This window comes from Rhodococcus sp. 14-2483-1-1, assembly GCF_002259335.1.
GTDB lineage: Bacteria > Actinomycetota > Actinomycetes > Mycobacteriales > Mycobacteriaceae > Rhodococcoides.
On the sequence record NZ_NPFX01000014.1, the window covers coordinates 521,134 to 545,380 of the forward strand.

At 64.8% G+C, this 24,247-nt stretch carries 27 protein-coding genes; 16 read left to right on the plus strand and 11 right to left on the minus strand.

Going from position 1 to position 24,247, the window contains the following annotated elements:
• Positions 1–67 precede the first annotated feature (67 nt).
• Positions 68–706 (plus strand): lysoplasmalogenase family protein, encoded by a 639-nt coding sequence (locus CH294_RS13755; protein ID WP_037148953.1) that lies wholly within the window; start codon positions 68–70, stop codon positions 704–706.
• Here CH294_RS13755 and CH294_RS13760 read toward each other — a convergent pair.
• Positions 674–1,126, minus strand: coding sequence for a hypothetical protein (locus CH294_RS13760; RefSeq protein ID WP_094738246.1), 453 nt, complete (start codon positions 1,124–1,126; stop codon positions 674–676). The genes CH294_RS13755 and CH294_RS13760 overlap by 33 nt on opposite strands.
• An 89-nt stretch (positions 1,127–1,215) precedes the next feature.
• Between CH294_RS13760 and CH294_RS13765 the strand changes: the two genes are divergently transcribed.
• The 4 genes from CH294_RS13765 to CH294_RS13780 all read left to right on the plus strand — a co-directional run bounded on the left by CH294_RS13765 (position 1,216) and on the right by CH294_RS13780 (position 4,625).
• The gene (locus tag CH294_RS13765; protein ID WP_032380733.1) at positions 1,216–2,004 is read left to right on the plus strand and encodes an SDR family oxidoreductase; all 789 of its coding nucleotides are present in this window, start codon (positions 1,216–1,218) and stop codon (positions 2,002–2,004) included.
• A 146-nt stretch (positions 2,005–2,150) separates the two neighbouring features.
• The gene (locus CH294_RS13770) at positions 2,151–2,750 is read left to right on the plus strand and encodes a DUF6636 domain-containing protein (protein ID WP_349290433.1); all 600 of its coding nucleotides are present in this window, start codon (positions 2,151–2,153) and stop codon (positions 2,748–2,750) included.
• Positions 2,747–3,427 carry an RNA methyltransferase gene (locus CH294_RS13775; protein ID WP_094738247.1) on the plus strand — a complete coding sequence of 227 codons (681 nt, stop codon included), beginning with the start codon at positions 2,747–2,749 and terminating at the stop codon, positions 3,425–3,427. Before CH294_RS13770 ends, CH294_RS13775 begins: the two co-directional genes overlap by 4 nt.
• 61 nt (positions 3,428–3,488) lie before the next feature.
• Complete coding sequence (locus CH294_RS13780; protein WP_037148952.1) at positions 3,489–4,625, plus strand: glycoside hydrolase family 76 protein; 1,137 nt, start codon at positions 3,489–3,491, stop codon at positions 4,623–4,625.
• Positions 4,626–4,628: 3 nt separating this feature from the next.
• Here the strand turns inward: CH294_RS13780 and CH294_RS13785 are convergent, their stop codons facing one another.
• Both CH294_RS13785 and CH294_RS13790 read right to left on the minus strand, forming a co-directional pair.
• Positions 4,629–5,294, minus strand: a complete 666-nt coding sequence (locus tag CH294_RS13785; protein ID WP_032380735.1) for a DedA family protein — start codon at positions 5,292–5,294, stop codon at positions 4,629–4,631.
• Positions 5,295–5,367: 73 nt separating this feature from the next.
• Positions 5,368–6,099 carry a VTT domain-containing protein gene (locus CH294_RS13790; RefSeq protein ID WP_032380736.1) on the minus strand — a complete coding sequence of 244 codons (732 nt, stop codon included), beginning with the start codon at positions 6,097–6,099 and terminating at the stop codon, positions 5,368–5,370.
• Between the two features lie 161 nt (positions 6,100–6,260).
• Here CH294_RS13790 and fbaA point away from each other — a divergent pair, with 161 nt between their 5' ends.
• Entirely contained in the window at positions 6,261–7,301 is a 1,041-nt protein-coding gene (gene fbaA / locus CH294_RS13795; protein ID WP_032380186.1) for a class II fructose-bisphosphate aldolase, read from the plus strand.
• Between the two features lie 88 nt (positions 7,302–7,389).
• On the opposite strand, the gene CH294_RS13800 is transcribed toward fbaA, so the two are convergent.
• The gene (locus CH294_RS13800) at positions 7,390–8,211 is read right to left on the minus strand and encodes a hypothetical protein (protein WP_141216509.1); all 822 of its coding nucleotides are present in this window, start codon (positions 8,209–8,211) and stop codon (positions 7,390–7,392) included.
• A gap of 148 nt (positions 8,212–8,359) precedes the next feature.
• Here CH294_RS13800 and CH294_RS13805 point away from each other — a divergent pair, with 148 nt between their 5' ends.
• The 3 genes from CH294_RS13805 (at position 8,360) to CH294_RS13815 (ending at position 10,927) form a co-directional block, all read left to right on the plus strand.
• Positions 8,360–8,776, plus strand: coding sequence for a DUF3151 domain-containing protein (locus CH294_RS13805; protein WP_032380738.1), 417 nt, complete (start codon positions 8,360–8,362; stop codon positions 8,774–8,776).
• Positions 8,777–8,813: 37 nt separating this feature from the next.
• Positions 8,814–9,908 carry an FUSC family protein gene (locus CH294_RS13810; RefSeq protein ID WP_032380739.1) on the plus strand — a complete coding sequence of 365 codons (1,095 nt, stop codon included), beginning with the start codon at positions 8,814–8,816 and terminating at the stop codon, positions 9,906–9,908.
• 95 nt (positions 9,909–10,003) lie between these two features.
• Positions 10,004–10,927, plus strand: coding sequence for a cation diffusion facilitator family transporter (locus CH294_RS13815; RefSeq protein ID WP_094738249.1), 924 nt, complete (start codon positions 10,004–10,006; stop codon positions 10,925–10,927).
• Here CH294_RS13815 and CH294_RS13820 read toward each other — a convergent pair.
• Positions 10,917–11,384 (minus strand): pyridoxamine 5'-phosphate oxidase family protein, encoded by a 468-nt coding sequence (locus tag CH294_RS13820; protein WP_037148951.1) that lies wholly within the window; start codon positions 11,382–11,384, stop codon positions 10,917–10,919. The genes CH294_RS13815 and CH294_RS13820 overlap by 11 nt on opposite strands.
• A gap of 53 nt (positions 11,385–11,437) precedes the next feature.
• Between CH294_RS13820 and CH294_RS13825 the strand changes: the two genes are divergently transcribed.
• Positions 11,438–12,379 (plus strand): YafY family protein, encoded by a 942-nt coding sequence (locus tag CH294_RS13825; RefSeq protein WP_094738250.1) that lies wholly within the window; start codon positions 11,438–11,440, stop codon positions 12,377–12,379.
• A 1-nt stretch (position 12,380) separates the two neighbouring features.
• Here the strand turns inward: CH294_RS13825 and CH294_RS13830 are convergent, their stop codons facing one another.
• Both CH294_RS13830 and CH294_RS13835 read right to left on the minus strand, forming a co-directional pair.
• Entirely contained in the window at positions 12,381–13,154 is a 774-nt protein-coding gene (locus CH294_RS13830) for a site-2 protease family protein (protein ID WP_094738251.1), read from the minus strand.
• A gap of 16 nt (positions 13,155–13,170) precedes the next feature.
• Positions 13,171–13,836, minus strand: coding sequence for a hypothetical protein (locus tag CH294_RS13835; protein ID WP_170944715.1), 666 nt, complete (start codon positions 13,834–13,836; stop codon positions 13,171–13,173).
• Between the two features lie 202 nt (positions 13,837–14,038).
• Here CH294_RS13835 and CH294_RS13840 point away from each other — a divergent pair, with 202 nt between their 5' ends.
• On the plus strand, positions 14,039–15,328 hold the full coding sequence (locus CH294_RS13840) for an adenylosuccinate synthase (protein WP_032380192.1): 1,290 nt from the start codon (positions 14,039–14,041) through the stop codon (positions 15,326–15,328).
• Positions 15,329–15,492: 164 nt separating this feature from the next.
• Complete coding sequence (locus CH294_RS13845) at positions 15,493–15,933, plus strand: LGFP repeat protein (RefSeq protein WP_032401544.1); 441 nt, start codon at positions 15,493–15,495, stop codon at positions 15,931–15,933.
• 68 nt (positions 15,934–16,001) lie between these two features.
• On the opposite strand, the gene CH294_RS13850 is transcribed toward CH294_RS13845, so the two are convergent.
• Positions 16,002–16,526 (minus strand): methylated-DNA--[protein]-cysteine S-methyltransferase, encoded by a 525-nt coding sequence (locus tag CH294_RS13850; RefSeq protein WP_032402005.1) that lies wholly within the window; start codon positions 16,524–16,526, stop codon positions 16,002–16,004.
• 91 nt (positions 16,527–16,617) lie between these two features.
• Here CH294_RS13850 and CH294_RS13855 point away from each other — a divergent pair, with 91 nt between their 5' ends.
• A complete protein-coding gene (locus CH294_RS13855; protein WP_094738252.1) occupies positions 16,618–18,099 on the plus strand; it encodes a PLP-dependent aminotransferase family protein in 1,482 nt (493 codons plus the stop codon).
• A gap of 13 nt (positions 18,100–18,112) precedes the next feature.
• Here CH294_RS13855 and CH294_RS13860 read toward each other — a convergent pair whose 3' ends face one another.
• Entirely contained in the window at positions 18,113–19,231 is a 1,119-nt protein-coding gene (locus tag CH294_RS13860) for a CaiB/BaiF CoA-transferase family protein (protein ID WP_170944716.1), read from the minus strand.
• Between the two features lie 54 nt (positions 19,232–19,285).
• On the opposite strand from CH294_RS13860, the gene purT reads away from it, so the two are divergent.
• Positions 19,286–20,482, plus strand: a complete 1,197-nt coding sequence (purT, locus tag CH294_RS13865; RefSeq protein ID WP_094738253.1) for a formate-dependent phosphoribosylglycinamide formyltransferase — start codon at positions 19,286–19,288, stop codon at positions 20,480–20,482.
• Positions 20,483–20,506: 24 nt separating this feature from the next.
• Positions 20,507–20,989 (plus strand): DUF456 domain-containing protein, encoded by a 483-nt coding sequence (locus CH294_RS13870; RefSeq protein ID WP_094738254.1) that lies wholly within the window; start codon positions 20,507–20,509, stop codon positions 20,987–20,989.
• Positions 20,990–20,993: 4 nt separating this feature from the next.
• Here the strand turns inward: CH294_RS13870 and CH294_RS13875 are convergent, their stop codons facing one another.
• Positions 20,994–21,740, minus strand: a complete 747-nt coding sequence (locus tag CH294_RS13875; RefSeq protein ID WP_032402007.1) for an amidohydrolase family protein — start codon at positions 21,738–21,740, stop codon at positions 20,994–20,996.
• Positions 21,741–21,795: 55 nt separating this feature from the next.
• On the opposite strand from CH294_RS13875, the gene CH294_RS13880 reads away from it, so the two are divergent.
• On the plus strand, positions 21,796–22,665 hold the full coding sequence (locus tag CH294_RS13880) for an SMP-30/gluconolactonase/LRE family protein (RefSeq protein ID WP_242459121.1): 870 nt from the start codon (positions 21,796–21,798) through the stop codon (positions 22,663–22,665).
• Positions 22,666–22,765: 100 nt separating this feature from the next.
• Here CH294_RS13880 and CH294_RS13885 read toward each other — a convergent pair whose 3' ends face one another.
• A complete protein-coding gene (locus CH294_RS13885) occupies positions 22,766–24,151 on the minus strand; it encodes an FAD-dependent oxidoreductase (protein ID WP_032401549.1) in 1,386 nt (461 codons plus the stop codon).
• Positions 24,152–24,247 lie beyond the last annotated feature (96 nt).

The following is a 24,247-nucleotide window of genomic DNA, read 5'->3' on the forward strand; positions in this document are numbered from 1 at the left end:
GTATCAAGCAGGAGGGGTCAGCGTCACATGTGATGTCCGTTGTGATGGGCTCGGTGAAAGGAGTGGAATGACTGTCGACCGGGTGCGTCGTGCCCGCGGTGCTGCTCTGGTTGCCGGGGCCGTGACGGTGGTCGGAGCCTGGACCGGCTCGACGCCGTTGCAACGCATCGCCAAGCCGCTGATCGTGCCTGCGCTGGCGACCGGGCTCGATCCGGCTCGCGATCGAGTGCTGTTGGCCGGTCTCGCCGCGGCGACGGCGGGTGATGTTCTGTTGATCGATCCCGACGACGATTCCGCGCTGGAATGGGGCGCGCGTGCATTCGCGGTGATGCAAGGAAGTTATGCGTGTCTGCTTCTTCGCCGGGGTGCACGACCGGCACCGATCGACGCGATTCCGAGGTACGCCGGATGGGCGGCCGCGGCGGTACTGCTGGCCCGACGGCAGCCGGCGGTGGCGTCGACCTTGTCGGCGTACGGAGCGGTGCTGGCGACCACGTCGACGCTCTCTGCCGTTTCCCCGGCGCGCGGCGGCGATCGACGGCTGATGATCGGCGGCGCGCTGTTCACCGCATCCGATGCGCTGATCGTGTTCCGGCGACTGTTCCTGTCCGAGGAACGTCATCGCAGGACGGCGGAGGCGATCATCCTGTCGACGTACGTAGCGGCGCAGGTGCTACTCGTCGAGGCTCTGCGGTCGGGGCAATAGCAGCACCCGTTCACGATGGGCCGGGTCGACGCGGACCGCGATCACCGTCCCCGGCTCGAACCGGGCGGTATCGGATTCTGGGATGCCGTAGACGATCTTGCCGAAGTAGCTGCTCGAGCCCGGCACGGTGAATTCCAGATCCAGCTCGGCCGTGTCGTGGTCGATCCGGCGGATGGCATCCACCGTCGCCCAGCCTTCGACGCCGTGTTCGATCAGTTCCTTCTGCTCGCGCGTCGGGCGGCCGGCGATCATCATCGCCAGTCCGAGAGCCGCGCCGAATCCGGCGACCAGGGCAGCGAGCTGATACGGAAGCGTTCCGGGCGGCGTTCGAGGGTTCAGCCAGCCGATCCAGATTGCCAGCACGACCGCGTACACGACCGTCACGACGACGACGGCACGCACGATTCTCGTGTTGTTCACTTCGACACTCCTGGGCCGCCTGCAGCGGTGCTTCGATATTCGACGATAGGGGGTTACCGGTAAGTAGGGTTACATGTACGGTGTTCGATGTGACTCGACCAACTGTCTTCATCTCAGGCGCGGCAGCAGGTATCGGCCGCGCAACTGCTCTCAAGTTCGCGGCCGGTGGCTACCTCGTCGGTGCGTACGACATCGACGAGACCGGCTTGGCATCACTCGGCAAGGAAGCTGCCTCGCTCAGCGGCCGTGTAGTTACCGGCGTCTTGGATGTAACCAACTCCGACCAGTGGGAAACCCGGTTGAAGGAGTTCGTCGGGGAGGGCGACGGTCGACTCGACATTCTGATCAACAACGCCGGAATCCTTGCCGCGGGTGCCTTCGAGGACATGCCGCTGTCGGTGCACCGTCGTCAGATCGACATCAACGTCAACGGGGTCATCTACGGCACCCTCGCGGCCTTTCCCTACCTCAAGGACACCCCAGGCGCGCAGGTCGTCAACCTGTGCTCCGCGTCGGCCATCTACGGTCAGCCCGAGTTGGTGACCTACGGTGCGTCCAAGTTCGCGGTGCGCGGCATCACCGAGGCGTTGGATCTCGAGTGGAGCAAGTACGACATCTCGGTCAAGGCCATGTGGCCGCTGTTCGTTCAGACGGCGATGACCCAGGGTGTCTCGACGGGCACAACCAGTTCGTTGGGAATCAAGCTCACAGTGAAAGACGTGTCCGACGCGATCTTCGCCGCGACCCGTCCGGTGAAGCGGCGGTTGCACAAGGTGCATTTCCCGGTCGGCTTGCCGTCCAAGGCGCTCTCGCTCGGGTCACGCTTCTCGCCCGCATGGCTCACTCGTGAGGTCAACCGGCGCCTGAGCCACACCTAGGACTTCTCACCGAACGATGCCGGCGGCACGCCGGTATCGTCGGTCTTTCGAGCAATCGGTGTCGAAAGGTGGGTCGGGGTTTTTTCATGCTGAGCACGTGTGGTTCGAGCAAGTTGGGTTCGAGCAGGGCCGAGAAAATTCGTTCGGTGCGAGGTTGGCTGGTCGGGATCGGGGCGGCCACGGCCCTCGTTCTCTCCGGTTGCAGCGGTGAGTCGGCCGCTCAGCCCCCACCGCCGACGTCGACCACAACGCCTGCCCCGACGACGACCGCGCCCACCACCACCGTCGCTCCGGTGACGACAACCGAGGTGCCGCTCCCTCCGCCTCCGCCGCCGGTCGAACCGCCGCCCACCGCCGAACCGCAGACGACGTACGCCGCCATCGGTGGTGCGTACTACTTCAGTTCTCCCGACGGTCTGTTCCAGTGCGGCATCGTGCCGTTGTCCAGCCGTACCGAGGCCGGGTGCCAGGGCACCACCAACCCGGTTCCGCCACGGCCTGACGACTGTATGATCAACTGGGGCAACGGAATTCGAGTCACCAACGAGGGTCCCGCGGCATTCATGTGCTCGGGCGGAGTGGTGTACACCTCGGGCGGGGAAACGATCGATCCACCGTTGGCTGTGGGCGCGACCATCGCGGAGGCCGGCTTCACCTGTACATCGGCCGAGAACGGCATCTCGTGCGTCGACGACGCAACCGGCCACGGATTCCGCATCGCACCGGACAGCAACGAAGTCCATTGAGCGGCGACAGCGCAACTCCGTCGGAGGACATCGGACCCACCGAGTGGGGCGACAACCCCAACGGCGTCGGCCCCTGGGCCGATTCCCACTCCGAACCGCCACCCGACGATCCGCGGTTGGATCCCGAGCTTCTCGCCGGTGGTGACCGTCGAAACGTCGTCGACGCCTACCGCTATTGGCGGCGCGAGGCCATCGTCGAAGACATCGACACTCGACGCCACTCGCTGCACGTCGCTATCGAGAACTTCACCAACGACGCGAACATCGGCACGGTGGTGCGTACTGCGAACGCCTTCGCCGCCCAGGCTGTGCACATCGTCGGGCGACGTCGATGGAATCGCCGCGGCGCCATGGTCACCGACCGCTACCAGCATCTCCATCACCACGATTCGGTGGAGGCGTTGATGGCGTTCGCCGCCGAGCAGGGCCTGGTGGTCGTCGCCGTCGACAACACCCCGGGATCGGTACCGATCGAGACGGCCGAGCTGCCGCGAGAGTGCCTGCTGCTGTTCGGCCAAGAGGGACCGGGCGTCACCGACGGAGCCCGCGAATCGTCGTCGATGACGGTATCGATCGCCCAGTTCGGCTCCACACGCAGCATCAATGCAGGTGTCGCCGCTGGGATCGCCATGCATGCATGGATTCGCCAGCATGCCGACCTCGACGCTGCCTGGTAACAGCGCGCTGATCCGGGGCGGGATGTAACGAATCAGCAACGGTAGTGGCAGGATCTTCGATATGCAGGAGTTGTGGTCGCAGCGTGCGGACGCTGCGGAGGGGGCCGTCGTCGCGCGGCACATGCGTCGGCTGTGGGGGCTGCCGGGCACGACGCTCGGAGTCGTCGCCTGGCCTCCGGTCCGCCGTGAGCGGCTGTTCCTGCGTTGGCACTACTGGTGGCAGGCCCATCTGCTCGACTGCGCGGTCGACGCCGCAGATCGCGAACTCACTCCCAAGCGCCGTCGCAGACTGAACAAGATCACCCGAGCGCATCGCACCCGCAACATCAGCGGATGGACCAACAGCTACTACGACGACATGGCCTGGCTCGGGCTGGCACTCGAACGCGCGCAGCGGCAGCACTTCGTCGGCAATCGCGGTGGCATTCAGCAGATCGAGATGGAGCTGTTCGACGCCTGGGCTCCGGCCGAGGGTGGCGGCATTCCGTGGCGCAAGAAGGACGACTTCTACAACGCCCCGGCCAACGGTCCGGCCGCGATCATGCTCGCGCGTACCGGTCGACTGTGGCGTGCCCAGGAGATGTCGGACTGGATGAATCGGACTCTGCGGGACCCGCGAACCGGCTTGATCATCGACGGAGTGCACTCCACTCGTGCGATCGTCGACGCGGGTGAACAGGCCGAGCTGGAACGTGCGATCTACAGCTACTGTCAGGGAGTTACGCTCGGCCTCGAGACCGAACTCGCGGTCCGACTCGGCGAGCCCCGGCATGCGAAGCGAGTCCACACACTGGTCGACGCCGTGGAGAATCACCTGACCCGCAACCTCGTCATCACCGGCGGCGGCGGGGGAGACGGCGGACTGTTCAACTCCATCCTGGCGCGTTACCTGGCCGTGGTCGCGGTGGAGCTCCCCGGAGACTCCGACGCCGACGATCGTGCCCGCGAACTCGCCGCGGCAATCGTGCTGCACTCGGCCGAGGCCGCGTGGGAAAACCGACTCGAAGTGGAAGACAACCCGCTGTTCGGAGCCGACTGGACCCGCGAAGCGCGATTCCCGGGCCAGGGACTGCACATCGCCACCTTCGCCGAAGGCACCGTCCGACCGTCCGACGTACCCGAGCGAGATCTGTCGGTCCAACTCGGCGGCTGGATGCTGATGGAAGCCGCCTACCGCGTCAGCGCAGCAGGTTTCTAGGGCCTACTCGACGACCTCTTCGACCTCGATGGTCTCCTCGGGCCGTGCCATTTCCTTGCGGTATTGCCAGATTCCCAAGCCGGTTCCGACCACCAGCAGCACGATCATGCTGATGAGAACCGCAGGCAGCAGCCACGGGATCTTCTCCAGGAACGACCCGAAGTAGAAACCGATCAGCAACAGCACCGGTGCCCAGATGATCGCGCCGAGGGTGCTGGCGATGGTGTAGCGGCGGTGATCCATCTTTGCCGCGCCTGCGACGAGCGGGCACAGCGTGCGCACCCAGGGGATCCATCGTGCGACCAGCACCGCCCAGAATCCGTGCTTCTCGAGCAGGAGATTCACCTTGTGCAGGTTCTTGGTGTTGAGGTATTTGCCGTTCTTGCGGGCCACCAGCGTCGAGCCGGTTCGGTGGCCGATCATGTACCCCACCTGATTACCGGCAATGGCGGCAACCATCGCACCGACCGACAGTGCCCAGATGTGACCGGTTCCCGACGCGTGCGTCGCCATGACGATTCCTGCTGTGATCAGCATCGAGTCCCCGGGGAGGAACAGGCCGATGATGACGGCGCATTCGATGAACACGAAAGTCATCACGACGACCCAGACGACGAGGGGGCCTGCCGTCTGCAGTGGGCCGAAGCTACCGGCTGCTTGCGTGGACACGTCCTGCAGCGCCGTTGCGCTCAGAGCGGTGGTAATCGAATGCACAGGCTCGATCACTTTCGGAAGATCACTATCAGGACTTGGTGTCCGGGGCGTCGGCTTCGATCGCGTCGGTTGCCTCGCCGAGCGGAGTCTTACGGGCCTTGATCATTCGCTTGCCGACCTCGATCACGATGGGCAGTACGGAGACGGCCACGATGATCAGGAAGATGATGTCGACGTGCTCGCGGATGAACGCGATCTGCCCGAGCAGGTACCCCAACACCGTCACGCCCGCGCCCCAGAGGATGCCGCCGACGACGTTGTAGGTCAGGAACAGCGAGTACTTCATGTGCGACGCACCGGCGACGACCGGCGCGAACGTCCGCACGATAGGAACGAAGCGCGCGAGGATGATGGTGATCGGACCGTGCTTCTCGAAGAACAGGTGCGACTCGTCGATGTATTTCTTCTTGAAGAATCGAGCGTCGTTGCTCTTGAAGAGAGCGGCACCGCCCTTGGTTCCGATGAGGAAGCCGACCTGGTCGCCGAGAATCGCCGCGATCGGAATGAGGATCACGAGCGTCCAGATCGATGCGAACGGCTCGATCTCGGTGGACTTCGACGCTGCGATCAATCCGGCCGTGAAGAGCAAGGAATCGCCGGGTAGCAGCGGGAACAGCAGGCCCGACTCGATGAACACCACCAGCAGGAGCCCGATGAGCACCCAGTGTCCGAAAGAGTTGAGCAGGTTCACCGGGTCGAGGAATCCGGGCAACAGGGCCAGATTGGTCGTCACCGATTCCGAGGCAGCTAGAAGACTCACCGCGCCCACACTACCGGCCGAAACTGGTAACTCCTGAACAGTCGGTGAGCGGGAGTGAAGCCTGCGGAATGACCGGGGTGATGCGGGTATGCACGACACCGAGCCCGGTAGTTGCCATACTGCACGGGACACAATCGAACTTTCAATGGAGGAATGACGCCGTGCCTATCGCAACTCCCGAGGTCTACGCCGAGATGCTGGGCCGGGCGAAGGAACACAAGTTCGCTTTTCCGGCAATCAACTGTGTGGGTTCCGAGTCCATCAACGCCGCTATCAAGGGCTTCGCCGACGCTGGTAGCGACGGCATCATCCAGTTCTCGACCGGTGGCGCCGAGTTCGGCTCCGGACTCGGTATCAAGGACATGGTCGTCGGTGCCGTGGCGCTCGCCGAGTTCGCACACGTGATCGCCGCCAAGTACGACGTCACCATCGCTCTGCACACCGACCACTGCCCCAAGGACAAGCTGGACACGTACGTGCGTCCGCTGATCGCGATCTCGCAGGAACGCGTCGACGCAGGCAAGAACCCGCTGTTCCAGTCGCACATGTGGGACGGCTCGGCCATCCCGATCGACGAGAACCTCGAGATCGCCAAGGATCTGCTCGCCCGCGCTGCAGCAGCGAACATCATTCTCGAGGTCGAGATCGGTGTCGTCGGCGGCGAGGAAGACGGCGTCGAGGCCGAGATCAACGACAAGCTATACACCTCGAACGAAGACTTCCTCAAGACCGTCGAGGCGCTCGGTGCAGGCGATGCGGGCTCGCGGTACCTGCTGGCGGCCACTTTCGGCAACGTGCACGGCGTGTACAAGCCGGGCAACGTCAAGCTCAAGCCTTCCGTGCTCGCCGACGGGCAGAAGGTCGCGACGGAGAAGCTCGGTCTGGCTTCGGGTTCCAAGCCGTTCGATTTCGTCTTCCACGGCGGATCGGGCTCGGCGAAGAGCGAGATCGAAGAGGCTCTCGAGTACGGCGTCGTGAAGATGAACGTCGACACCGACACCCAGTACGCGTTCAGCCGTCCCATCGCCGGACACTTCTTCTCCAACTACGACGGTGTGCTCAAGATCGACGGCGAGGTCGGCAACAAGAAGGCCTACGACCCGCGCAGCTACCTCAAGAAGGCCGAGGCCGGCATGACGGCCCGTGTCGTCGAGGCATGCAACGACCTCAAGTCCGCCGGTCGCAGCGTGAGTGCCGGCTAGCCGGCAGTGGCGTGGATAAGTGCCCCCTGGGGCACATAGGAGCGGAGCCTGCGGAGCGACCCGCAGGCTCCCTCGCGCCACTGCAGCGTCAGCTGCACACCTTCCACTGATCGCCTTCCAGGCTCAGGTCGAAGGTGCGCGGCGACCGATCGTTCGGATTGGCATCGGTGTGCGCGATCACCTGCGCGATCGCGGTGGTGGCGTCGGTGACCTGAATGGCGTCGATGCTGTCGACGGTCGGAATGCTGCCCTGCTCCAAGGAGACACGGTGGACGTCGGCGAACTCGGTGTCCGGGATATCGCGGTAGAAGGTCGCCAGATCCCCGCACGAGGTGCTGCGAAGCGTGGCCAGGTCACCGCTGGCCAGCGCCCTCGTGAACGATTCGACGGTCGACCGGATCTGCGCCTCCGGTGAGTTGTCCTCGCTCGTGCGGTCGATCAGCAGGTACGCCCCAGCGGCAACCACTGCGATCACGACCACCGCGGACACCAGTGCCGCCCACCACTTCTTGTGGCTCGGCTTCCTCGGCTCCGCCGGCGGCGGTCCGACGCGCTGGGGAACTGCTTGTTTGGCACCGGCACCGACCTGTTTGGCACCGACCTGCTGCGGCTCGATCTTGCGGGGCCCGACCGGTTGCGGCACCACTGCCGGTGCTTTCTTTTCTGCCGCAACAGCTTTCGAGGAACCAGCAGCGGTGTCTCGTGGCGGAATACGACGCGGTGCTGCGGTCGGTTTTGCGACAGGCTTGGCTGCCGGTACCTCGGCTGGATCAGTGGTGATCTTCTCGGTCGGAGTGTCGGCGGGCTCGTCGACCGGCTTCTTCTTGCCCAGATCGATTTTCTCGGTGGCGGCGTCGTTCTCGGTGGCGGCGTCGGCCTCGGAGGGTGCATTCTTCTTTTCGTCCGGCATGCGTTCTCCCTCGTTCACCGAATTCTTGCAAGAGCGGTATGTCTGAAATTTCGTCAGCTGGCAGCCTATCGACCGCATCTGCGGTCCGGCACGAGCGATGCGGGGGTGTTCGGACACGATTCGGTGACGTAGGGGCACAATGAGCGCCATGACTTCTTTCGGTGATCTGCTCGGACCCCAACCCACACTGTTGCCCGGCGACGACGAGGCCGAATCCGCACTGCTGAATCACGAGGCCCCCGAGACGGTCGCAGCTGCGCATCCGACCGCGTCCATCGCGTGGGCATATCTTGCCGAGGGCGCGCTCGAATCGGGTGCCACCATCACCGCCTACGCCTATGCGCGTACCGGATATCACCGAGGTCTGGACCAGTTGCGTCGTAATGGATGGAAGGGATTCGGGCCGGTCCCGTACAGCCATGAGCCCAACCGCGGATTCCTCCGATGCGTCGCAGTCCTCGCCAAAGCCGCCCGCGACATCAACGAGAACGACGAGTACGCCCGCTGCCTCGACCTCCTCGAAGACTGTGACCCCAAGGCAGCAGAAGCGCTCGGCCTGGGCTGATCGAGCCCGCGCCAGCCGCTCGCGGGGGCGCACCCGGCTGAAATCGGGCAGTGCTCGGCTGAAGTTGTCGCTGCTGCCCATCATTCAGTGCGCGTTGGCCGCAGGTGTGGCGTGGTTCGTCGCGACGGACATCGTCGGTCACGAGAGTCCGTTCTTCGCGCCGATCGCCGCTGTCGTCTCGCTGGGCGTCTCGCTCGGCGCTCGCCTGCGCCGATCGGCGGAGCTCGTCGTCGGAGTGACGGTGGGAATCGGCATCGGCGATCTGTTGATCTCGCTGATCGGGAGCGGGCCGTGGCAGATCGCGTTGGTGGTCGTGTTGGCGATGTCGGCCGCGGTGTTCCTCGACGGTGGTCCGATCATCGCGATGCAGGCCGGGTCGTCCGCCGTGCTGGTGGCGACCCTGATCCCGCCGGGCAACATGGGTGGCCCCAACCGCATGGTCGACGCGTTGGTCGGCGGTTTGGTCGGTATCGCGATCGTGGCGTTGATTCCGACGCATCCGGTCTGGCGGGCCCGCAAGGATGCCGCGAACGTCCTGGCTACGGCTGCAAGTGTGTTGCAGAAGGTGGCCGACGGTTTGGTGGCGAACGATCCCAAACCGATCGAGGAGGCGCTGCGTAAGGCGCGTGCAACGCAGTCGGGTATCGACGCGCTCCGAACCGACCTCAAGGGCGGCCGGGAAATTGCCCGGATCTCGCCGATGTACTGGAATCACCGCAATCGTCTGGCCGCGCTCGCGGCGACGGCCGATCCCATCGACAATGCCGTCCGCAACATTCGGGTGCTCGCTCGGCGGTCGCTGACACTGGTGCGAGACGACGAGATTCTCGATCCACGTGTCGTCGACGAGGTGGAGAAGCTGGCGCACGCGGTGGAAGTTCTACGCCAGATGATTCTGGCCGATCCGGGACAGAAGCCGGATGCGGCGGAGGCTGCGCGGGTGTTGCGTTCGGTTGCGGCCGGTGCCAAACCGGAGTTGATCTCGAATGCCGGTCTGTCGGCAACGGTGGTGCTGGCGCAGTTGCGGTCGATCATCGTCGACTTGCTGCAGGTCGCCGGGCTCAAGCGCATTTCTGCGTTGGCGACGCTTCCGCCGACGGTGAAGCATCCGCACGTCCCGCCGGAGTTGTGAACCGGAGCCTGTAGGCCGCACGGCACCATTGCATATATGCGTATGTACGCATATGGTGACTGCCGGAAGCAGATGCAGGCACGCAAGGGGGAGTCATGGGCGCCGGTCACGGGCACAGTCACGGTGTGGGCGGTCATTCGCCCGCAGGGCCACCCAAGTCCCGCGTACGCAAGATGGTTGTCGCTCTCGCCATTCTGGTGGTGTTCCTCGTAGTCGAGGCAACCGTGGCGCTGGCGATCGGCTCGCTCGGACTGCTCGCCGACGCCGGCCACATGCTGACCGACGTACTCGGTATGTCCATGGGTTTGATTGCACTTCTGTTGGCACGTAAGGGAAGCGCTGCCGCGGCACGAACTTTCGGTTGGCACCGCGCTGAGGTGTTGACCGCCATCGCCAATGCTGTTCTGCTGCTGGGTGTTGCGGCCTTCATCATGTACGAGGCAGTATCGCGGATCGGTGACGCTCCCGAAATCCCGGGCCTACCACTCATTCTCACTGCGGCCGCCGGTCTCGGGGCCAACATCGTTGTCATGCTGCTCATTCGCGGAGACGCCAAGGACTCGCTCGCAGTCCGCGGCGCATACATGGAGGTCCTGGCCGATGCGGTCGGCAGTGTGGGGGTGCTCGTCGGCGGTGTGCTGATGCTGCTGTTCCAGTGGACCTGGGTGGACATCGTCGTGGGTGTGTTGATTTCCCTGTGGGTGATCCCGCGAGCGATCAAGCTGGCCGGCTCTGCGCTACGCATTCTCACCCAGGCCAGTCCGGCGGACGTCGACGTGGACGCGTTGACCGGGGACCTGAGCGCACTTCCCGGAGTGACCGGGGTGCACGACCTGCACGTGTGGACGCTCACCACCGGAATGGATGTGGCCACAGTGCATCTCGAGTGCGAGGGTTCGTCGTCGATGGTGCTCGATCGTGCCAAGTCGTTGTTGTCCACCTACGGACTCGACCACGCCACGGTGCAGGTCGAGCCGGCGGCACACGGACGAACGTGCAAGGAAGAGATCACCTGGTGACGGTGCGAACCTCGCTGCCCGGACGCCAGACGTCGATCTGCATGTGATCGTCCACCAGGGACGTCAGCACGACCTCGGTGATGTCGAGGTCGAACACGTGGTACGGCACCAGTTCGCCCGGCGCGGCGTCGAATATCGGTTGCAGCACAGCGGGATCGGTGATCTCTACGGCCACTCCGCCGATCTTCGCATCACCGCCCTCCATGGAATGGTGCCCCGGATTGCTGTGCAGCGCGAACCGTCCGTCGCGTTGGAGGTCCCGCGCCTTGACCGCACCGAGCATCGACCCGAGGCGCACTACGCCGCTCGCGTCGAATTCCACCTCGGTTCCGCTCACGCGCGGTGAGCCGTCTGCTCGTAGCGTCGCAAGAACATGGTGCTTGTGAGCGGTGAATCTGGCCCGCACCGCCGAGGCCAGGTTCGGTGCTGCTGTCGAGAACTCGTTCCACGTCGTCATGGTGACGAGTATTCGCCACTATTACTGACACCTTGTGTCAGTAATATCGAGACATGCGTTCCGCGCGGTTGCTCCGCATCATGCTGCTGCTCCAGCAGGGGCGAACGGCGACTGCACAGTCCCTGGCGGACCAGGTCGAGGTATCCGTCCGAACCATCTACCGCGACATCGGCGCACTCGGTGCGGCCGGAGTGCCTTTGTGGACCGAAACCGGCCCCGGCGGCGGCATCCGGCTGCTCGACGGGTGGCAGTCCGCACTGACCGGTATGACCGGGACCGAAACGTCGGCGCTGATGCTTCTCGGGATGCCCTCGATCGCTGCCGACCTGGGTCTGTCCGATGTCACCGCTGCGGCCGAGAGCAAGCTTCTCGGCGCATTGCCGGTTCCGTTGCGGGCGAGCGCGCAACTGTGGCGTGACCGCGTGCACGTGGACGTCCCCGGGTGGTTCACCGTGCCCGCCGCGAACGATGTCGTGCCGGTGCTGGCTCGTGCTGTGCTCGGTGGTCGGGAGATCGAGATGGCTTACCGCGGTGCGAGACGGGTCGTCGGGCCGCTCGGTCTCGTGGTGAAGGCGTCGGTCTGGTACCTGGTGGCCACGCGTGGCGAGCGCGTCCTGTCGTTTCGGGTCGACCGGATCGGCAGCGTCACGGAGTCGAAAACTCCGGTCGTTCGGCCCGAGGGATTCGACCTCGCGCAGTGGTGGAACGCGTCGATGGCGGAGTTCGATCGGTCGCTGCTGACGTATGCATGTCGTGTGCGTCTGTCCGACTCCGCAATTCGCGCTCTGCCCCGGGTGATCGGTGCCACGGCGATGCCGGCGACTGCGCCGCCCGACGACGACGGCTGGACCACCGTGGACCTGATGCTCGAGAGCGAGGAGGTGGCGCTCGGACAGCTGATCGCGCTCGGTGGGGGAGTCCGGGTGCTCGAGCCGACCTCTCTGCGTATATCTCTGCGCGACCTCGCGTCGAACATCGCACTCGACAACGGTTGAGCTACACCCAGAATCGCATCAGGTAGTTGCCGTTACCGGCGAAGAACTCGGGAACACCGGACAGCCCGAACAGGGTGTAGATCGCTCCGAAGAATGCAGAGTTGACTGCGGGCACGAACAGCAAGGCCACGAGTACGAGCAGACCGTACGTCTTGAACTGCGCCAGCGATGCCCTCGTCGCGGGTGAGAGCGAGGGCTCCAGCGCGGCGTATCCGTCGAGTCCCGGTACCGGAATCAGGTTGAGGATGGTGGCCATGATCTGCAAGAACGCCAGGAAGCTGAGCCCGTACCAGAACGCGGGGTGAGTGCCGTCCGTGCCGAACAGTCTGATGACGACCAGAAGTGCTACGGCGACAACGGCATTGGCGAACGGGCCGGCCAGGGCGATGCGCCGTTGCGTCGACGCCGAGAACTGGCCGGTGCGCAGGTACACGGCGCCGCCCGGCAGTCCGATTCCGCCGATCGCGATGAACACCACCGGCAGGATGATCGAGAGCAACGGGTGGGTGTACCTCAGCGGGTTGAGCGTCAGGTAGCCGCGGAGTTCGACTTCGCGATCGCCGGCGCGAAATGCGGTGAAGGCGTGACCGAACTCGTGCAGGCAGACCGAGGCGATCCAGCCGGCAAGGACCAGAACGAATACCCCGAGCCGCGCCGTGAACGACGTGACGTCCTCGGCCGTCCAGGCCAGCGCGCCGCCCACTCCTGCGACAGCCAGAACGGCGACGAACACCGGGCTCGGCAGAACGGGACTGCGCCGCAGCGGAACGGTCATCGGATCAGTGGGACGGTCATCGGACCAGCAACCACTCCTGATCGTGGCGGTAGAACGTGGATCTCTTCACCGTTCTGTCGCCGGCGATGCCGTCGCGCAGCAGTTGAGCTGCGGGGGAGCCGAGTTGCATTGCCCGCCCGCTCACCCAGCGGCGGGGCAGCAGACGTCGACGGCCGATGACTCGCGCGCGCAGGCCCGGCAGCTCCGGTGTGGGTGCCACCTCGACGCCGGGTACGACGCCGGAGAACAGGCGAGTGTCGTCGACGTACGCCTCGCCCTCGAGTTCTGCTCCGTCGGCACCGCCGAGGAGCGCCCGACCGACGACGGCTTTGCCTGCGTCGTCGCGAATCAGGGGTGTGCTCGACGCCGTCCCCGTGAGCGCCACTTTGGCGGCGCGCGATCCGGTACCGAGCTTGTAGATGTGGGCTGCGTTGGTCGCGGTCTCCGGTACGAAGGCGACTTCGACGTGCAGGCGGTCGGTACGCATCAGTCGGGTCAGTACTGCGGCCAGGGAGGCGTCGTCGCCCAGGACGATGATGCGGGGTGCGGGAGCGGACTCGATGTCGGAGAAGAGCGCGCTGCAGTCGTCGTCGGTCGGTACGGCATCGGCGCTACGCAGCGGGACGTCGGTCAGCGCGATCGGCAGCAGCGGACTTCCGCAGTGCAGAACGAACGGTGTCACGGCGCTCCTCGGTCTTCGGTCGAACCTCGTCACGACCATAGTGCCCTCGTTTCGGTTCCACCGTAGCGGCATGCGGGCCAGCTCACCGGCTCGGCTAGACTGTTCTCCCGGCCACTGTCGCGCCTGCGACAAATGGTGACTGCTGCATTCGTTCGAGCAAATCTGCAGCACGTCCTCGCACGAAAGCAACGTAGGAGAGCACATGCCGGCGATAGTCCTGATCGGCGCCCAGTGGGGCGACGAGGGCAAAGGCAAAGCCACCGACCTTTTCGGCGAACGCCTCCAGTGGGTCGTTCGTTACCAGGGCGGAAACAACGCCGGGCACACCGTTGTGCTTCCGAACGGCGACAAGTTCGCGCTACATCTGATCCCGTCGGGAATCCTCACGCCGGGCGTGAAGAACGTCATCGGCAACGGCGTCGTCGTCGATCCCGGTGTGTTGCTGACCGAGCTCGACGGGCTGGAAAAGCGCGACGTCGACACCTCGAACCTGCTGCTCAGCGCCGATGCGCACCTGATCATGCCGTACCACGTGGCCATCGACAAGGTGACCGAGCGTTTCCTCGGTGCCAAGAAGATCGGTACCACCGGACGCGGTATCGGGCCCTGCTACCAGGACAAGATCGCCCGCGTCGGAGTCCGAGCGGCCGATGTGCTCGACGAGAAAATTCTGACCCAGAAGGTCGAGGCCGCACTCGAATTCAAGAACCAGGTGCTCTCGAAGATCTACAACCGGCGGGCGTTGGATTCGCAGCAGGTTGTCGACGAGGTGCTCGAGCAGGCAGAGGGCTTCAAGCACCGCATCACCGACACCAGGCTGCAGCTGAACCTGGCGCTCGAGCGCGGCGAGACCATTTTGCTCGAAGGCTCGCAGGGCACGCTGCTCGACGTCGATCACGGCACGTACCCCTACGTCACGTCCTCGAATCCGACGGCGGGAGGCGCATCGGTCGGCTCCGGCATCGGCCCCAACAAGATCGGGACCGTGCTCGGCATCCTGAAGGCCTATACGACGCGTGTCGGCTCGGGTCCGTTCCCGACGGAGTTGTTCGACAACCACGGCGAGTACCTGGCCAAGCAGGGCGGCGAGGTGGGCGTCACCACCGGTCGCGCCAGGCGCACCGGTTGGTTCGATGCCGTCATCGCGCGATACGCCACCCGCGTCAACGGCATCACCGACTACTTCCTGACCAAGCTCGATGTGCTGTCCAGCCTGGACACGGTGCCGATCTGCGTTGCGTACGACGTGGACGGTGTGCGGCACGACGAAATGCCGATGACGCAGACCGGCTTCCATCACGCGAAGCCGATCTACGAAGAGATGCCGGGTTGGTGGGAAGACATCTCCGGTGCCCGTACGTTCGAGGAACTGCCGATCAACGCGCAGAACTACGTCCTGCGTCTCGAGGAGCTGTCGGGTGCGTACATGTCGTGCATCGGCGTCGGACCGGGTCGCGACGAAACCATCGTTCGCCGGGACATTCTGCGGTAGACATTTCGGTGAAATGACAGGCCCCGAGGCGCAATGCCTCGGGGCCTTCTTCTTTCCCGATCGCACTCCAATAGCGCGAATTCACATATATGTCGAAATTGGAGGGCGCCGCCACTCGTCGGCGTGGATAATTGCGACCAGGTTGGGCGACGGAAGGTCGGGCGATGACTGAAAATTACAACGGATTGGAAGTTTTCAGCTACCAATTCGATCGGTTCGCTTACGAACATCCCTGGATCGGCGCGCAGACCGGTGAATTCATGCTCGGGCCCGAAGGCGGGGGAATGCTCGATTTCACGCACGCCACCGTGTTCGCGCTACCCGAAGGTGGCGCGCACGAGGTGCACGGTCCCATTCTGGACTGGTACCTGGGACATGGGGGACCCTATGGCGCACTTGGCTATCCGATCAGCAACGAGCGCCCGACACCCACCGGTTCAGGTAGATACAACCTTTTTCAGCGTGGAGCCATCGGCTGGTTGCCGGAAGTGGGTGCGTTCACCATCGGTGGTCGATCGGATGAATCGGACGTCAGCCCCGGGCCGGACGCTGTATTGGTATCGGCAGTCGACGGCCCTCTTTCTTCGCTGGAAGTTTCTGCCTGAAAACTATTCCTCTTCCCTGTTTCACGCCTCTTATCCGATCGTGGAGTCCGAATTACGACCGCGGTAATTCAGAACAATGTCGGCTCGTCGAACCCCGGTACTCCCTCGATGCCGAGAATTCGTTGTTTGGTGTTCGCTCCGCCCGGTGCCGAGAAGCCTCCGACTTCCGTGCCCGCGCCGAGTACTCGATGGCACGGAACGATGATCGGCACGGGATTGCGGCCGAGTGCTCCGCCTACCGCTTGGGCCGCACCGGGATGGCCGAGTCGGCGGGCTATGTCGCCGTAGGTGAGGGTCGAGCCCCGGGGAATTTCGCTGCACACGGTGTATACCGTGGCGTCGAACTCGGAGACGTCGAGAACCAGCGGAATCGGCCTCATATCGACGTTACGTCCGCCCAGCAGGCCGACAATACGGTCGATCGCATCGGCGGCGAGTGCATCTACCTGCCCGTGCGCCGCGCCGAAGCCGGCCAGGTAATCCTCCATTGCCTCGTCCGACGGTTCGGGCAACGCAACGGCGACTACTCCGTCCTCGGTCCACGCGATACCGCAGCGTCCGATGGCGGTGTCGAAGAGCGTGCTGCTCGGCATGGATCCAGTATCCACCCGTTGCCTTGGAGCAGTCCAGTTGATCGGTGAATGGACTTGAATGTTCGATACCAGTGCGCGAATACTGGGGAGCATGGCCTCGAGAGTTCTCAATGCAACGTCACTGGCCCGCGATCTCGGTAGCTGGCGCGCCGACGCCTCCGCAGATGGATCCGGCAAGCGCAAGGCCTCGCGTCCGACGTATCGCGCGTTGGCAGACGGCGTGCGTCTGCTGATTCACGACGGCCGGATTCCGCTCGGCGTAGGGCTGCCGAGCGAGCGCGATCTGTCTGCTGCTCTCGACCTGAGTCGCACGACGATCACCTCCTCGTACTCGGTGCTGCGTGACGAGGGATATCTGATCAGCAAGCAGGGCTCACGCAGTACGGTCGCTCTGCCTTCCGCCCCCAGCCCGAACGGGCTGCTTATTCAGTCGACGTCACCGTCGGGTCCGGTGGTGGACATGTCGCACGCGGCGATGTCGGCCGCGGACGGCACCATGACGGCCGCGTACGAGTCTGCGCTGCAGGCACTTCCGGCGTACCTGCCGACGCACGGTATGGAGCCCATCGGTCTCGCGCTGCTGCGGGAGGCGATCGCGCAGCGCTTCGTCGAACGTGGACTGCCGACAACCGCGGACCAGATCATGGTCACCTCCGGTGCGCAGCAGGCAGTTCGGCTTCTGCTGGGCACATTGACCTCGCCCGGCGATCGCGTCCTGATCGATCACCCCACGTATCCCAATGCTCTCGAGGCCATCAGGCGAGTCGGCGCGCGGCCCGTGCCGGTACCGGTGCGCCCCGCGGACGGCGATTGGGATCTCGACGGAATCCGCAGCGCTGCTAGACAAACGGCAGCCAAGGTCGCCTATCTGATTCCGGACTTCCACAACCCGACCGGGCAGGTGCTCAGTGCCGAGGGGAGGGCCGAACTCGCGCGCATCACCCGTGACACCCGAATGACGCTCATCGTCGACGAGACCATGGTCGACCTGTGGCTCGACGCGCCGCCGCCGCCGCCGGTCGCATCGTTCGGGCGAGTCTCCGGTTCCGATATCGTCACGATCGGTTCGGCGTCCAAGTCGTTCTGGGGTGGCCTGCGCATCGGGTGGATCAGGGCACACCCGTCGCTGGTCTCTCAGCTCGCGGGTTCGCGGGCAGCACACGACCTGGGTACGTCGATCATGGACCAGTTGGCGTCGTCGTTTCTGCTCCAGGACGCGGAACCGGCCCTGGATCTGCGTCGATCCCAACTGCGTGAGCGTCGGGACATTCTCGAAGATGCTCTGGCCGAACATGTTCCGGACTGGCGCTATCGCCGTTCCGAGGGTGGCATGTCGCTGTGGTTGCAGCTGCCCGCTCCGGTATCGAGTGCGTTGGCCGCCACGGCTCCCGCATTCGGAGCAGTGTTGGCAGCGGGACCGCGATTCGGCGTGGAGGGTGCCTTCGAGCGTTACCTCAGGCTGCCGTACACCCGTGAGCCGCAAGAACTTCGGGCCGCTGTTGCGGCGACGGCCGCGGCATATCGAGCCTTGGCCCCGAGTGCCGAAGCGGAGCAGCCGGCCCTGGTGTTCTGAGCGGAACAAACAGCTACACCCAGACCGACGCGATGTCGGTAGCGGCGGCGGGCGGTGGCGTCGGGACTCCGTTCTCGGTGCGGGAGAACCGCGGTGCCGGACGGTGTTGCGTGACGCCGCCGACGTCGATGAGCGAGTCTCGATCCTTCATGTGCGGGTGGTTCGGGGCCTCGGCGAAGGTGAGGACCGGCGACACGCACGCGTCGGTGCCGTCGAAGATCGTGGCCCATTCGTCGCGGGTCTTGGTCAGGAATGTCGAGGTGAATTTCTCGCGCAATTCCGGCCAGCGCGACTTGTCCATCTGCGACGGTAGGTCCGCATCGGAGAGGCCGAGTCCGGTGAGCAGCTGAGCGTAGAACTGTGGCTCGAGTGAGCCGACTGCCATGTACTGGCCGTCGGAGGTCTCGTAGGTGTCGTAGAACGGTGCGCCGGTATCGAGAAGGTTGGTGCCGCGGTCGTCGCTCCAGGCTCCGACTCCGCGCCACGACCAGATCATGTGCGAGAGTGCGGCGGTGCCGTCGACCATGGCCGCGTCCACCACCTGGCCCTGCCCGGAGTTCTGTCGCTCGTAGAGCGCCGCCATGATGCCGAAGACGAGGAACATCGAGCCGCCGCCGAAGTCGCCGACCATGTTCAGCGGCGGCACCGGGCGTTCGCCCGCACGGCCGATCGCGTTGAGCACCCCGGTGACGGAGATGTAGTTGATGTCGTGGCCCGCGGTCTGGGCCCAGGGGCCTTCCTGGCCCCAGCCGGTCATGCGGCCGTAGACCAGGCGCGGGTTGCGGGCCAGGGCGTCGTCGGGTCCAAGGCCGAGTCGCTCGGTGACACCGGGGCGGAATCCCTCGATCAGCACGTCGGCGCGCTCGACGAGGCCGAGGACCTTCTCGATGTCGGCGGGGTCCTTGAGGTTCGCCTCGACGATGGTGCGGCTGCGCAGCTGGTGGTCGTGGGGAGACACTTGTCCGGCGCGTTGCACGCGCACGACGTCTGCGCCGAGGTCTGCCAGCAGCAGTGCCGCGTGCGGGCCGGGCCCGATCCCTGCGAGTTCGACGACGCGGAGCCCTGCGAGCGGTCCACCAGTGTTCGACACGTTGATTGCCTCGTTCCGACGTTGTGCGCTGCGATTGTGCATGGAGACTAACTTGTACTAGGTCGTCCAAGTAATGTGGGTGTGGATAATAGGGCTGTGACTGCCCCAGATCCCGTCCGCATCGGTACTCCACTGACTCCCGGCGCGACCCGGGTCATGCTGCTCGGCTCAGGTGAGCTGGGCAAAGAAGTCATCATCGCGTTCCAACGCCTCGGTGTCGAGGTGATCGCCGTCGATCGCTACGACAATGCTCCCGGCCATCAGGTGGCCCACCACGCATTCACCATCGATATGAGCGACCCGGAAGAGCTTCTGGCACTGATCGATTCGCAGCAGCCGGACTTCGTGGTTCCGGAGATCGAGGCCATTGCCACCGACGCCCTCGCCGAGGTGGAAGCCCGAGGCCGAAGCGTGGTGATTCCCACGGCTCGGGCGACGCAGTTGACGATGAACCGCGAGGGCATCAGGCGATTGGCAGCCGAGGAACTCGGGCTGCCGACCTCGCCCTACGCTTTCGCCGATTCGCTGGACGACGTTCGACAAGCATTGTCCACCATAGGTTTTCCGGCCGTCATCAAGCCGGTCATGTCGTCGTCGGGCAAGGGTCAGTCCGTTGTTCGCAGTGACGCCGATGTCGAGGCGGCCTGGGAGTACGCCCTGAAGGGTGGTCGCGTCGACCTCGGCCGCGTCATCGTCGAGGGATTTGTCGACTTCGATTACGAGATAACACTTCTCACCGTGCGAGCCGTCGACGGAACTTTCTTCTGCGAGCCTGTCGGCCACCTGCAGGAATCCGGCGACTACATCGAATCCTGGCAGCCGCAGCCGATGTCCGACGCGGCCCTCGCCGGTGCCCGCGACGTCGCCGAGCGCATCACGACGGCGCTCGGTGGGCGCGGGCTGTTCGGAGTCGAGTTGTTCGTTCAGGGCGACACCGTGTACTTCTCCGAGGTCAGCCCCAGGCCGCACGATACGGGTCTGGTAACGCTTCGGACGCAACGGTTCTCGGAGTTCGAGCTGCATGCCCGCGCCGTGCTCGGTTTGCCGATCGACACGACGCTGCTCTCGCCCGGCGCGTCGGCCGTGATCTACGGCGGTGTCGATTCGGACGGCATTTCCTTCGAAGGCGTCGCCGATGCGTTGGCGGTTCCCGAGACCGACCTGCGCCTGTTCGGTAAGCCGACGAGTTTCGTCCGGCGCCGGATGGGTGTCGCGGTGTCGACCGCGTCGGACATCGAGACGGCGCGGAGCCGGGCCCGCGAGGCGGCAGGCAAGGTTCGTCCTGTCGTCTGACCCGGCACAGGGCACACTGAGCTCATGAGCACGCTCGGAGAAGTCCTGGTCGGCCTGGTGATTCTGGTCGGCCTCGTCGGCATCGTCGTCCCGATTCTGCCCGGCACCATCTTGATCTTCGCGGCGGTCGCGGTGTGGGCGTGGCTCACCGGCGGTGCGGCCGCGTGGACGGTGTTCGCGATCGTGACGGTATTGCTGGTGCTGAGCGGCGTCGTGAAATACACCTGGCCGGGCCGTCGTATGCGGGAGGCGGGCGTGCCGATGCGGTCGTTGATGGTCGGCGGCCTGCTCGGCATAATCGGATTTTTCGTCATCCCCGTCGTCGGGCTCTTCATCGGTTTCATCGCAGGCGTCTACGTGGCCGAAGTGCCCAGGCACCGAAACCATTCCGAGGCCAGGCGATCGACGGTGCACGCCACCGAGGCCGCGGGGTTGTCGATCCTGGTGGAACTGTTCGGCGCGCTGCTCGCCTCAGCGGTGTGGCTCGGGGGAGCAGTACTCGTCTGAGGGCCTAGGGGACCCGATACCAAGCCCGGGCATTACCGTCGAGCACGGCGGGTAGGTCGCCGCCGACAGCATGGGTGATGATGTCGATGTCGTTCTCCGAGAACGGGCGTGGGGCACGGGTGCCCGGCAGATCGGTGCCGAACATCAACGCCGCGGGGTTGACTCGATGGATCTGCTGGAGTGTGTCGGCGATGTCGAGATCCACTCGGCCGAATCCCGTTGCCTTGACGCGTACTCCGCGGTCGACGAGATTCAAAAGGTACGGCAGACCCTGGGTCGACAGCCCCAGGTGGTCGATGCTCACGGCCGGTAGCTTCGCGAGAATGGGTTCGAGCGAGAGCAGCAGGGACGCGTCGACGTACAGCTCGGCGTGCCATCCGACCAGTTCGTGCACACGACGTGCCTGGGTGGTGAGCATCTCGACATCCGTCTCGCCGCGTTTGAGGTTGAACCGCATACCGCGCACGCCCGCCTCGTCGAGCGCGACGATGTCCTCGTCGGAGCAGTCCGGATCGATCTGGGTGACGCCCACCCAGCCGCGCCCGAGAGTCTCCAGAGCGGCCAGCAGGTAGCTCTGGTCGGTGCCCTGAAACGATCCCGAGATCACCGCACCGCCGGTGATGCCGAGCCCGTCCACGTCGTACAGATAATTCGAGACGGTGTAGGGATCGGGCAAGAATCCGTGGTTCTCGATCAGCGGAAAACGGGGGTCGATGATGTGCAAGTGGGCGTCGAACACGGGTCTCAGCATGCCAGCTCGCTGATTCGCCGTCGCGGCCCGGTGTCGCGGTGTTTGAATGCGAAACATGAAACCGGAGACCACTGTCGTTCTCGACGGCTACACCTATTTCGAATGTCCGCGCTGGCACGAAGGGAGGATCTGGGTATCGGACTTCTATTCGCATCGCGTCGTCTCTGCCCTCGAGGACGGATCCGACGTGCGAGTCGAAGCCGAGGTGCCCAATCAGCCGTCGGGCCTGGGGTGGTTGCCCGACGGCCGACTGCTGATCGTGTCGATGCGCGACTACAAACTGCTGCTGCGCGAGCACGACGGTTCGCTGACCGTCCACGCCGACCTGTCGACGTACGTGACGGCAAACCTCAACGACATGCTCGTGGACGCCCAGGGCCGCGCCTACATCGGGAATTTCGGGTTCGACCTGATGAACTTCGCTCCCGTCGAGACGGCCGATCTGATTCGCGTCGACCCGGACGGTTCTGCACACGTCGTGGCATCGGATCTGTACTTCCCCAACGGGATGGCGTTCACGGGTTCGGGTGAACTGCTGGTCGACGAGACGGTCGGCAACCGGGTGAGTGCGTTCGACATCGCCGAGGACGGTTCACTGGGGGAGCGGCGTGACTGGGCGACGTTCGGTGAGCTGCCGTCGTCGACGGACATGGCGACGGCTCTGGGCGAGGTGAAAGTGGCTGCCGACGGATGTTGCATCGACACCGACGGCACGATGTGGATCGCCGATGCGTTGGGTCAGCGGGTGCTGCACGTCGCGCAGGGTGGAGAGGTACTCGATCAGCTCGATTTCGATCTCGGAGTATTCGCCTGCGGCCTCGGCGGATCCGACGGCCGCACGCTGTTCGTCTGCGCTGCACCGGATTTCAACGAGCATCAGCGCAAGATCGAGACGGAGGGAAAGCTGCTGGCGGTTCGGGTGTAGAGCGCTTCGCGCAGTGGTGTGGTCATGTGCCGCAGAGGGCACACGGGAGTGGAGCCTGCGGAACGACCCGCAGGCGCAACCACACCACTGCCGCAGGCACTCAGGCCTTGTCGGGCTCGGAGGCCTTCAGCATGTCCTCACGCTCGACGACCTTCACGCGCTCGCGGCCCTCGGGCTCACCGAGTGAACGCTCGTGGGCGTCGAGGCGGTACCAGCCGTCCCAGGTGGTGAAGGGCACCTGCTTGCCTTCGAGGAACGACGTGACGGCATCGAGATCCGGCTCGGCCGCACCGGCGAAGTTCGGCGCATCCTCGAGCAGGTTCGCGACGGTTTCGTTGGCGTCGCCCTTGGTGTGACCGATGAGGCCGACGGGTCCGCGCTTGATCCAGCCCGTGACGTACGTGGCGGGGACGGGAGTGGTGGAGTGCGGTGACTCGACGACGCGTCCGGCCTCGTTGGGGATGGTGCCTGCCTGCTCGTCGAACGGGAGCTGGCTGATGTTCTGGCTGAGGTAGCCGACGGCGCGGTAGACGGCTTGGACATCCCAGTCGTTGTACTTGCCGGTGCCCTTGACGTTGCCGGTGCCGTCGAGTTCGGTGCGTTCGGTACGCAGTCCGACGACCTTGCCGTCTTCACCGAGTACCTCGCTGGGCGACTCGAAGAAGTGCAGGAACAGCTTGTGCGGGCGGTTGCCGACGTCGCGGATGGCCCAGTCCTGCAGGGTGTTGGCGACCATGTCGATCTGCTTGGAGCTACGCCGGGCCTGCTCGGAGCCCTCGTCGTAGTCGATGTCCTCGGGGGAGACGATGACCTCGATGTTCGGTGAGTGGTCGAGCTCGCGCAGTTCCAACGGGGTGAACTTGGCCTGAGCCGGTCCGCGACGTCCGAAGACATGCACCTCGATGGCTTTGTTGGCCTTGAGACCTTCGTAGACGTTGGCTGGGATCTCGGTGGGGAGCAGTTCGTCGCCGGTCTTGGCGAGGACGCGTGCGACGTCGAGGGCGACGTTTCCGACTCCGAGGACGGCGACCTTCTCGGCCTCGAGCGGCCAGGTGCGTGGGACGTCCGGGTGGCCGTCGTACCAGGAGACGAAGTCGGCGGCGCCGTAGCTGCCGTCGAGATCGATACCGGGGATGTCCAGTGCGCGGTCTGCGTTGGCACCGGTGGAGAAGATGACGGCGTCGTAGAAGCGGCGCAGGTCGTCGAGGTTGATGTCGGTGCCGTAGTCGATGTTGCCGAGCAGGCGGACCTGTGGCTTGTCGAGCACCTTGTGCAGGGCGGTGATGATGCCCTTGATGCGCGGGTGGTCGGGGGCCACGCCGTAGCGAATGAGCCCGAACGGTGCAGGCATCCGCTCGAAGAGATCGATGCTCACGCCCGGTCCGCTGACATTGTGGTCGGACTTCATGAGCGCGTCGGCGGCATAGATGCCGGCCGGTCCGGCACCGACGATGGCGACGCGGAGTGGACGAGTCTGATCAGTCATGTGCAGCGAGCTACCTTCTTCGAGGGAAGTGCGGACACCCCAGCATAAATTAAGCATCACCTGAGCTGGGGCAGTGGGCAACTTGCCGTATTTCCC

Coding starts and splice junctions, on each gene's coding strand:
- CH294_RS13805 (WP_032380738.1), top strand. CDS start 8,360: ATGACTTCTTTCGGTGATCTGCTCGGACCCCAACCCACACTGTTGCCC.
- CH294_RS13855 (WP_094738252.1), top strand. CDS start 16,618: ATGGCCTCGAGAGTTCTCAATGCAACGTCACTGGCCCGCGATCTCGGT.
- CH294_RS13845 (WP_032401544.1), top strand. CDS start 15,493: ATGACTGAAAATTACAACGGATTGGAAGTTTTCAGCTACCAATTCGAT.
- CH294_RS13755 (WP_037148953.1), top strand. CDS start 68: ATGACTGTCGACCGGGTGCGTCGTGCCCGCGGTGCTGCTCTGGTTGCC.
- CH294_RS13815 (WP_094738249.1), top strand. CDS start 10,004: ATGGGCGCCGGTCACGGGCACAGTCACGGTGTGGGCGGTCATTCGCCC.
- CH294_RS13840 (WP_032380192.1), top strand. CDS start 14,039: ATGCCGGCGATAGTCCTGATCGGCGCCCAGTGGGGCGACGAGGGCAAA.
- CH294_RS13820 (WP_037148951.1), bottom strand. CDS start 11,384: ATGACGACGTGGAACGAGTTCTCGACAGCAGCACCGAACCTGGCCTCG.
- CH294_RS13880 (WP_242459121.1), top strand. CDS start 21,796: ATGAAACCGGAGACCACTGTCGTTCTCGACGGCTACACCTATTTCGAA.
- CH294_RS13830 (WP_094738251.1), bottom strand. CDS start 13,154: ATGACCGTTCCGCTGCGGCGCAGTCCCGTTCTGCCGAGCCCGGTGTTC.
- CH294_RS13780 (WP_037148952.1), top strand. CDS start 3,489: ATGCAGGAGTTGTGGTCGCAGCGTGCGGACGCTGCGGAGGGGGCCGTC.
- CH294_RS13885 (WP_032401549.1), bottom strand. CDS start 24,151: ATGACTGATCAGACTCGTCCACTCCGCGTCGCCATCGTCGGTGCCGGA.
- CH294_RS13875 (WP_032402007.1), bottom strand. CDS start 21,740: ATGCTGAGACCCGTGTTCGACGCCCACTTGCACATCATCGACCCCCGT.
- CH294_RS13850 (WP_032402005.1), bottom strand. CDS start 16,526: ATGCCGAGCAGCACGCTCTTCGACACCGCCATCGGACGCTGCGGTATC.
- CH294_RS13825 (WP_094738250.1), top strand. CDS start 11,438: ATGCGTTCCGCGCGGTTGCTCCGCATCATGCTGCTGCTCCAGCAGGGG.
- CH294_RS13800 (WP_141216509.1), bottom strand. CDS start 8,211: ATGCCGGACGAAAAGAAGAATGCACCCTCCGAGGCCGACGCCGCCACC.
- CH294_RS13870 (WP_094738254.1), top strand. CDS start 20,507: ATGAGCACGCTCGGAGAAGTCCTGGTCGGCCTGGTGATTCTGGTCGGC.
- CH294_RS13860 (WP_170944716.1), bottom strand. CDS start 19,231: ATGCACAATCGCAGCGCACAACGTCGGAACGAGGCAATCAACGTGTCG.